This window comes from Stenotrophomonas capsici (assembly GCF_034961085.1).
Taxonomy (GTDB): Bacteria; Pseudomonadota; Gammaproteobacteria; order Xanthomonadales; family Xanthomonadaceae; genus Stenotrophomonas; species Stenotrophomonas capsici.
This window is the reverse complement of sequence record NZ_JAYFUH010000093.1, coordinates 1-9,155: the sequence shown is the minus strand read 5'-3', so window position 1 is coordinate 9,155 and position 9,155 is coordinate 1. Positions and strand designations below refer to the sequence as shown.

At 66.4% G+C, this 9,155-nt stretch carries 5 protein-coding genes and 1 pseudogene; all 6 read right to left on the bottom strand.

Going from position 1 to position 9,155, the window contains the following annotated elements; all coding sequences use genetic code 11:
• Window positions 1–248 (bottom strand): annotated as a pseudogene (locus VA603_RS08670) (alpha/beta hydrolase); the annotation flags it as partial.
• A gap of 191 nt (window positions 249–439) precedes the next feature.
• The gene (locus VA603_RS08665; RefSeq protein WP_323438547.1) at window positions 440–3,295 is read right to left on the bottom strand and encodes a TonB-dependent receptor; all 2,856 of its coding nucleotides are present in this window, start codon (window positions 3,293–3,295) and stop codon (window positions 440–442) included.
• 245 nt (window positions 3,296–3,540) lie between these two features.
• Window positions 3,541–4,848 (bottom strand): ABC transporter permease, encoded by a 1,308-nt coding sequence (locus VA603_RS08660; RefSeq protein ID WP_192286912.1) that lies wholly within the window; start codon window positions 4,846–4,848, stop codon window positions 3,541–3,543.
• A 10-nt stretch (window positions 4,849–4,858) separates the two neighbouring features.
• A complete protein-coding gene (locus tag VA603_RS08655; RefSeq protein WP_313253134.1) occupies window positions 4,859–6,019 on the bottom strand; it encodes an ABC transporter permease in 1,161 nt (386 codons plus the stop codon).
• An 11-nt stretch (window positions 6,020–6,030) separates the two neighbouring features.
• Window positions 6,031–6,717, bottom strand: a complete 687-nt coding sequence (locus VA603_RS08650) for an ABC transporter ATP-binding protein (protein ID WP_132862488.1) — start codon at window positions 6,715–6,717, stop codon at window positions 6,031–6,033.
• 1,057 nt (window positions 6,718–7,774) lie between these two features.
• Complete coding sequence (locus VA603_RS08645; protein ID WP_313253129.1) at window positions 7,775–9,025, bottom strand: efflux RND transporter periplasmic adaptor subunit; 1,251 nt, start codon at window positions 9,023–9,025, stop codon at window positions 7,775–7,777.
• Between the last annotated feature and the right edge of the window lie 130 nt (window positions 9,026–9,155).

Sequence of the window (9,155 nt, the reverse complement as noted above, 5' to 3'; positions counted from 1 at the left end):
TAGTCCATCCGGTAGTCGCCCGGGTCGAACGACATCCAATGCAATGCCACGCCATCGGCACCGCTGACGCGGCCCTGGTGGTGGGGTACGCGCGCGAGCAGCGCATCGATGCGTTCGGTGGGGACCAGCGGCGAGGTGCCGCCCGGCGCGGCCAGGCGTTCACTCAGCGACAACGAGGGGACAGGGTGGGAGAAAGCAAAGCCGGCCAGCATCACGCAGACGCCGGCCAGCGCCAGCGAGCGGAGCATGGCGGGATTCCGGAAGTGGGAGGCTGCACACCGTAGCGGCATTGCAGCGGCGCAGCTACCGCACCGCGATGACAGTCTGATGACCGTTGTGTGGTGTTGGGGTTGCGGCAGGGGCGTACCGGCTGCGGCGGCCCTCATCCCAACCCCTCTCCCGTGGCACGGGAGAGGGGCGTTGGATCAGCCTTGCTGGATCAGAAGCGCTGCTGGTACTTCATGTACATGAAACGGCCGATGTCGAAGCCACCGTAGTAGGTGAAGCTGCTGTTCGGCTGGCTGTACATGATCGGGCCCTCGTGCTTGAACACGTTGTTGATGCCCAGCGACACGGTGCCGTCCCACGGCAGGGCATAGCGCACCTGCAGGTCATGGAAGGTGTTGGAGCCCAGCTTGCGGCTCGGCTGCATGTCCGTGTACGGCGACTGGAAGTCCGGCAGGTTGCACTCCGGGCCGCCTTCCAGGTCGTAGGAGCACTTCTCCTTCATGCTGGAGGTGTAACGGGTGGTCCAGCTCGCGCCGAAGTTGCCGTTCTGCCAGTCCAGGGTCAGGTTGGAGCGCACCCGGAAGTTGCCTTCCCAGCCGGTGAACTGTTCCACCGGGGTGGTGTCCACGTTGTCGCTCTTGCGCGAGAGGTAGTCCACGTAGGTGGTGTTCCAGCGCAGCGACAGCTGGCCGAACGCCATTTCCGGCAGGCGGTAGCGGACACCCAGGTCATAGCCGGCCGTTTCCTGGTAACCGGCGTTGTTCAACGAACGGTTCATCCCGCTGACCTGGCCCTTGTTGGTGCCGGAGGTGTAGCGGGTGAAGCGGTCGCAGGCCGAGGCGATGCCCTGCACGTAGCACTGGTTGAGGATGTCCGTGGCCGACTCGCCGACGATGACGTTGTCGATGCGGATCTTCCACCAATCCAGGCTCAGGTCCAGGCCGGTGACGAAGTCCGGGCTGTACACCAGGCCAACGGTCCAGGTCTTGGCGGTTTCCGGCTTCAGTGCCGCATTGGAGCCGGAGGTGAAGTCGGTCACCGCCTGCACGCCGGAGGTGGTGGCCAGTTCGCCGTCGCCGGTCTTCTGGCGGAAGTCGGCACCCATGCCGGCGGCGGTGCAGCGTGCGGCCACTTCACTGTTGCGTGCGGCGGCGCCGAAGGAGCGGTCACACGGATCGGTGATGCGGTCACGGGTGGTGACGGTGCCGCCGTACAGGTCGTCCACGGTCGGTGCACGGAAACCGGTGCCGTAGGTGGCGCGGACCAGCAACGTGTCGACCGGCTTCCACTTCAGGCCGAACTTGCCGTTGGTGGTGCCGCCGAAGTTGTCGTAGTCCGAGTAGCGGCCCGCCAGGTCCAGCGACAGCTCGCGCACCATCGGCAGGTCGGCCAGCAGCGGCACCTGCAGCTCCAGGTAGACCTCGTCCAGCGTGTAGTCACCGCGCGTGGGCAGGCCACTGGTACCGGCGATCTCGCCCTTCTGCACCATCAGGTCCGGCGTGTAGCTGGCTTCCTCGGTGCGGTGCTCCACGCCCATCGCGGCCATGATGTCGCCGGCCGGCAGGGTGAACAGCGAACCGGAGATGTTGGCGCTGACCACCTTGGTGGTGCTGCGGATATCGTCGACGAAGCTCTTGAACAGGTAGTCACGCACGGCGGGGTCGCCGCTGAGCGATCCGGGGCTGTTGCTGCCCATCGGCGCCAGCGGATTCCACGGCACGCAGCCTTCGATCACGTTGCCCACGCTGCCGCAGCGGGCCACGCCGTTGCCGTCGATGAAGGACGGGCCGACGGCCAGGTTCACGTTCGGCTGGTACATGCTCTGCAGGGTGCGACGCTCGCCCTCATTGCGGTTGTACATGTAGCTGACGTTCCAGTCCCAGAGACGCGAACCGGTCTCGAAGCTGCCCTCCAGGCCCAGGCTGGCGCGCTTGGTGGTCAGGCTGTTGTTGGTCGCCCGCGGGAACTCCTCGGTGCGGTGCGAGAACAGCACGTCCTTGCCCCAGTGGTTGAACGCACTGTCGGCCGAAAGCGCGGCGCGCGAGCCATTGGCGGCCTGCGCGGCCGACACCGAGTACGGGTAGCCGGCCAACTGCTTGATCGACTCACGCTCGCTGTACAGCACGTCGGCGACCACGCGCAGGTCGTCGGTGATCTGGAAGCCGGCGTTGGCGAAGGCGGACTTGCGCTCCAGCGAGGAGAGCAGGGTCATGTTGGTCTTGGTGTTGGCGTAGGTGGCCGGGTCACGCGGCTTGAAATTCTCCACCTTGGACGGATCGCCGCCCGGGCCGACGCTGAGCACCTTGCCATCGACGGTGACCGAGCCCCATGCGGTGGTGCCGTTCAGGCCATCACCGGGGTGGTAGGGGCCATTCGGGTAGGCGGTGAACTCGCGCGCGCCGCCCAGCACCGGGTCTTCCTTGGACTTCTCGGCGCCGACGCTGAACCAGCCGCGCTCGAAGGTCTTGCCGAAGTTGGCGCTGTAGGAGCGCTTCTGGCCATCGCCTTCGCCGTACTGGCCGACGTAGGCGCTGGCGTTGCCGCCGTCGAAGTTCTTGCGGGTGATGACGTTGATCACGCCGGCGATGGCATCGGAGCCGTACAGCGCCGAGGCGCCGTCGGTCAGCACTTCAATGCGCTCGACGATGGCCGAGGGGATCGAGCCGACGTCGGAGTAACCGCCGGCGCTCACGCCCATGCGGCGGCCGTCGATCAGCACCAGGGTGCGTTCCGGGCCAAGGTTGCGCAGGCTGACGAACATGCCGCCATAGTCGCGGCCGGAGGACAGCGCAGAGGCACGGCTCAGAGAAGGTGCGCCGGCGGCGGTGACGTCCTGCAGGATGTCGGCGACGTTGACGTAGCCCTTCTTCTCGATCTCCGCGCGGGTCAGAGCGATGACCGGCTGGGCCGTCTCCACGTTCGCCTGGCGGATGCGCGAACCGGTGATCTCGATGCGGTCCAGCGTGGTGGTGGACTGGTTGGCATCCTGCGCGAATGCAGGAGCGGTGCAGCTGCCGGCGATCGCCAGGGCGATCGCGGTGCGCAGCGGGTTCGACTTCAAAGACATCTCTTTCGGTTTTCCTTTATACCTACTACGAAAAAAGCGCCCGGCTGGGCGCTGTGACAGATGCATCACCGTTGGGGGAGGGACGCAGCATCCGCCATCACAGCTACGCCGCCCGCCGGGTACCCGGCGGGCGCGCATGATGAACCAAATGGATGGATGCGTGAAGGGCGGGTTTCCGCCATGCCCACCTGCCGTGGTGGCAGGGGGGCGTTCATCGGGCAGACGGGTTGTCGTGCCGGCGCGGCTCAGGTCTCGCGCAGCGCGGTGGTGATCGGCAGGCGCGCCGCACGCAGCGCCGGGAACAGGCCACCCACCAGGCCAATGCCCAGCGCCCACTTCAGGCCGCTCCACAACAGTGGCGGGGAGACCTTGAACTGGAACACCACCTGGCTGAAGTTGCTGCCCAGCGTGGACACGGTGAAGTTGTTGAAGGCCAGCCAGGCGATCACCCCGCCGAGCAGGCCGCCGAGCAGGGCCAGCAGCATGGTTTCCAGCATCACCGCGGTCACCACCGGTACGCCGCGGAAACCGATCGCACGCAGCGTGGCGATCTCCCGTGCGCGCGTGGCCACCGCCGCGTACATGGTGTTGAGCGCGCCAAACACCGCGCCTACCGCCATGATCGCGCCGATCACCGTGCCCAGCACCTTGAGCAGCTTGTTCAGGCCACCGCCCTGCTTGCGGTAGTACTCGGCGGTGGTTTCCACATCCAGTTTCAGCCGCGGGTCTGCGGCCACCGCGGCCTTGAACGCCTCGAAGCCCTGCTTGCCGTCGGTCCGTATGCTGATCGACTGCCACGCACTGCGGTCGTAGGTACTGGCCAGCGTCTGCGCATCGGTCCACAACTCGGACTCGTGCGAGTCGCCGGATTCGAAGATGCCCACCACCGTCCATGCCTGGTTGCCGAGCGTGAGCGTCTTGCCCACCTCCAGTCCCTGGAACTGCTTCTGCGCCCCGCGGCCGGCGACGATCTCGCGCAGGCCGGTGCCGAACGCACGGCCCTCGACGATGTGCACCTTGTCGTGCACCGCCCAGGCCTGCTCGCCGACGCCACGGAACTGCGCGTTGACGTCGGTGCCGTCGCTGCGCGAGGTCAGGTTGACCACCTGCGAAAGCTCCGGCGACACCAGCGGACGGCCGTTGTCACCGCGCGCCACGCCGGGCAGGGTTTCCAGCAGCGGCACCTGCTCGCGGGTGATGACCGAGTTGGTCTCGGCCTGCGAGCCGCCGCGCAGCACGATGGCGGTGCTGTCATCGCCCGTGCTCTCCAGCGTTGCCTGGAAGCCCTGGCCCATGGCGAGCATCGCCACCAGCACGCCGACCACGCCGGCGATGCCGATCACGATCACCGACGAGGCCCCCCAGCGCTGCGGCAGGCTGGCCAACCCGATCCGGGTCGCCGCCAGCGCCAGGCGACCGCTGCGGGTCAGCACCAGCCACAGGGCGATGACCACCACCAGCACCGCCACGCCCACCCATGGCAGGGCGATCCAGATGCCCAGGCCAGCGGCCAGCAGCACGATCACCAGCGCATTGGAAAGAAAGTTCTTCATGTCGTTCTCCTCAGCGCCCGGCCAATGCGTCGACGATCTTCAGGCGCTTGGCACGCAGTGCCGGCAAAACGCCCACCACCAGGCCGATCACCACGATCAGGACCGCCCCCATCGCCCAGGTCTGGGCAGGCACGTGGGGCGGCAACAGCCCCATCGTCTGCGGTGCCATCACCGGCAGGGCCAGCGCAGCCAGGCCGAGTCCGATCACGCCGCCCAGGCCGACCAGCAGCACCGCCTCGATCATCACCAGCATCAGCACCGTGCCGTCCTGGAAGCCCAGCGTCTTCAACGTGGCCAGCTCGGGGACGCGCTCACGCACCGCCTGCGCCATGGTGTTGCCGGTCAGCAGCAACAGGGTGAAGAACACCGCGCCCATGATCGAGGTGACGATCATGCCGATGTCGGCGAACTGCTTGATGAAGGCCTGCTGGAACGCCGACTCGGTCTGGCTCTTGGTCTCGTGGTCGGAGTTGGCCGAGATGGCGTCGATGGCCTGGGCCACGCGCGAGGCGTGGTCCGGGTTGTCCAGGGTCACCGTGTACCAGCTGACCTGGTTCTTGATGTAGTCGTTGGATTCGTCGAAGTACTTCCAGTTCATCATCAACTGGCGTTCCTCGTTGCCGGCCACCGCGCGGTCCTTGGAGCGGAACGTGCCCACCAGCTGCAGTGGCCAGTCATTGCTGCCGCCGCGCGGGAAGATGGTGGCCTGCAGCGGGATGGTGTCGCCGATCTTCCAGCCGAACTGCTTGGCCAGCGACTCGCCGACGATCGCGCCGGTGCGGGTGTTGCGGAACGCCTCGATCTGGTCCTTGGGGACTTCCAGCTCGCTGTAGATGTCGAAGTAGTTGGGGGCCACCGAGAAATTGGGGAAGAAGTTCTTCGGGTCCTGGTAGATACCGCCGAACCACATGCCGTAGGTGGTGTCACGAACGCCCTCGACCTGGCGGATCTGGGACTCCAGCCGGATCGGCAGCGACTGGGTGATGGACAGGCGCGAGGCGACGATCAACCGGTTGGCGCCGGCCACGCTGGCACCGCCGGTGTTGAAGGCCACGCGCACCGAGTCGAGCATGCCGAACAGCAGGAAGGCGGTCACCACCGAGAGCAGGGTGAACAGCGTGCGGGTGCGGCTGCGGAACAGCTGCGCCCATATCAGCGAAAAATACTTCATGGCCGGGCTCCTCAGTGCACCGGGGCGTCGACCAGCTCGCCCTTGTCCAGATGCACGGTGTGGGTGGCGTACTCGGCGGCCTTGGGGTCGTGGGTGACCATGATGATGGTCTTGCCGTGTTCGCGGTTGAGCAGCTGCAGCAGGCCCAGCACTTCTTCCGCGCTCTGGCGGTCGAGGTCACCGGTGGGCTCGTCACAGATCAGGAAGGTGGGGTCGGAGACGATGGCACGGGCGATGGCCACGCGCTGCTGCTGGCCGCCGGACAGTTCGTTGGGGCGGTGGTCGCGGCGTTCGGCCAGGCCGACCAGGGTGAGCGCGATCTGCGCGCGACGCTTGCGGTCGGCAGCGCTGAGGTTGGTCAGCAGCAGCGGCAGTTCCACGTTCTTCTGCGCGGTGAGCATGGGCATGAGGTTGTAGAACTGGAACACGAAGCCGACGTGGTGGCTGCGCCAGGTGGACAGTTGTCCGGCGCTGAGCTGGTCGATGCGCTGGTCTTCGATGTTGATCTCGCCGCCGCTGGGGGTGTCCAGGCCGCCGATGAGGTTGAGCAGGGTGGTCTTGCCGGAGCCGGACGGTCCCATCAGGGCGACGAAGTCCCCGCGTTCGATGTCCAGGTCGATGCCGTGCAGGACCTGTACCTTTTCCGGTCCACGCTGGTAGGTCTTGGTGATGTTGCGCAGGGAGACGAGGGTGCTCATGGGTGGTCCTCAGCGGTGGAGTGGGCGTCGGCAGCAGTGAAGTGGATGTGGGCAGCAGTGGAGCGGATGTAGGCAGCAGTGGAGCGGGTTGGGTCAGCGATGGTGATTGGCATCCCCTCTCCCGTCCTGCGGGAGAGGGGCAGGGGTGAGGGCAGCTGTTGCAGTTGCAGTTGCAGTTGCGAGTGCCGTTGCTGTTGCTTCTTCCCCTCCCTTTGCCAAAGGCAAGGGGAGGGCCAGGGAGGGGTGCCGTTGCTTTGGCTTTGGTTGTTGCTGTTGCTGTTGCCGTGCCGGGTTCCCTTCCGCAGCGACGGAGCTGGCAGACAAGACCCCGAATGGGGCGACGCACAGGGATGTGCGTCGTTTTTCGACGGGACAGGGATGTCCCGTCGAAAAATCCTGCCGGCGGAGTGGACCCGCGTCGCGTAGCGGCGTGGGCGCGGAGGCAGGGTGTGCTTTCTTTTGGTTAGCTTTTCTTTGCACAAGCAAAGAAAAGTAACTCGCTCCCCGAAGGGGAGTGAAAGCTTCTGCTCTTGTTTCTGCATTGATCGTGCTTGTTCTGAAGCAACGGCAGAGACAACAGCAGCAGCTTTCGTGCCCCTAAAGGGGCGCGAGCCACCTTTCTTTGCTTGTGCAAAGAAACCTGGCGCAAAGAAAGCACACCCTGCCTACGCGCCTTCCGCGCTGCGCGCTACAGGTCCACTACGCTGCCGGGATTTTTCGACGGGACATCCCTGTCCCGTCGAAAAACGACGTGCATCCATGCACGCCGCCCCTGCGGGGTCCTCTCCGTCAGCTCCGTCGCTGCGGAAGGGGCCCGGGTAGGGCAACAGCAACAGCCAAAGCCGAAGCCGAAGCCGAAGCCGAAGCCAAAGCCAAAGCCAAAGCCAAAGCACCGGCACCCCTCCCTGGCCCTCCCCTACGCTTCGCGCAGGGGAGGGGAAGAAGCAACTGCAACAACAACTGCAACAACCGAAGCAACTACGCGATCAACAGCAGCTGGCTTTACCGCGCTTGGTTACTGCCATGTGCTACATGACATCAGCGTCGTGTCGCCTGCTTACTTCTGCGCGCCGTCCAATGCCACTTTGTCGCCATCCTTCAGGGTGTCCGGCGGGTTGACCACCACCGTCTGGCCGGCACTCAGGCCGGCCAACACCTGCTTGTCCTTGTTCAGGGCTTCACCGACCTGCAGCACCTGCTGCTGCACCTTGTCGTCGGCCTGCAGCACGAATGCCACCGGCTTGCCGTCGCGCTGCGTGATGGCCGTGGCCGGCACGCGGACGCCCTTCGGGGCCTGCGCATCGGCCGGTGCCGCCTTCTCCAGGAAACTCACCCGTACGCCCATCTCCGGCACGATGCGCGGGTCCTTCACGCCCAGCGCCACGCGCACCTTCACCGTTGCCTTGCCACGGTCGGCGGTCGGGATGATGGCGATCACCTCGCCGGGGATCTTCCAGTCCTGGTAGGCGTTGAGCACCGTCTCCACCGGCATCTTCGGCTGCACGCGGCCGATGAAGGCCTCGCCCACCTCGACTTCCACCTCCAGCGAATCCATGTCGACGATGGTGCCGATGCCGGTGCGGGTGAAGCCGCCACCGGCCGACAGCGGCGAGACGATCTCGCCCGGCTGCGCGGCCTTGGCGGTGACCACGCCGGTGAATGGCGCACGCACGATGTTGTTGTCCACGCCCAGGTCGGCGATGGCCAATGCATCCACCGCCACCTTGGCGTTGTGCTGGGCGGTCAGCAGCTGCGCGCGCAGGCTGTCGCGGGCGGCGACGGCCTGGTCGTACTGCGAGCGCGACACCAGCTGTTGGCTGACCAGCGCCTGCAGGCGCGTGGCCTCGGCATCGGCCTGGCGCAGCTGCGCCTGCAGGCCGCCGATCTGGCTGCGCGCCGCGTCCAGCTGCGCGGCGTTGAGGCTGCGCTGGGCGTTGGCGTCGATCGGGTCCAGGGTGGCCATCACCTGGCCTTCCTCCACCCGCATGCCTTCCTCGATCATCACCTCGCGCACCTTGCCGGTGATCTTGGCCGAGACGGTGGCCATGCGCCGGGCCACGACGTAGCCGCTGGCATCCAGCACGGCATTGCTGCCGCCGCCCTGGCTCATCGCCACCACCGGCGCGGTCTCCACCGTCGCGGCCGGTTTGCCGCGGGCGAGCATGCCCACGGCCAGTGCCGCCAGCAGCACCAGGACCAGCCCGATCACTACCCACAGCCAGCGGCGGGACGGGGAAGGGCCGCGCGGCGGCGGGGCGGCCGAGCGGTCGATGCGGAGTTCTTTCAGCAGTTCAGCGGAAGCATTCATGTGGGAAAGGACGGCGCGTGGCGGGAAATGTGACCGAAGGTACCCCAAACCACCACGACCGGTGCGTCGTGGCATGTGGCCGATTCTAGACAGGCGTCGGGGGCCGCGCAGGTGACGGGTGTCACCCGCT

Coding starts and splice junctions, on each gene's coding strand:
- VA603_RS08665 (WP_323438547.1), bottom strand. CDS start 3,295: ATGTCTTTGAAGTCGAACCCGCTGCGCACCGCGATCGCCCTGGCGATC.
- VA603_RS08660 (WP_192286912.1), bottom strand. CDS start 4,848: ATGAAGAACTTTCTTTCCAATGCGCTGGTGATCGTGCTGCTGGCCGCT.
- VA603_RS08655 (WP_313253134.1), bottom strand. CDS start 6,019: ATGAAGTATTTTTCGCTGATATGGGCGCAGCTGTTCCGCAGCCGCACC.
- VA603_RS08650 (WP_132862488.1), bottom strand. CDS start 6,717: ATGAGCACCCTCGTCTCCCTGCGCAACATCACCAAGACCTACCAGCGT.
- VA603_RS08645 (WP_313253129.1), bottom strand. CDS start 9,025: ATGAATGCTTCCGCTGAACTGCTGAAAGAACTCCGCATCGACCGCTCG.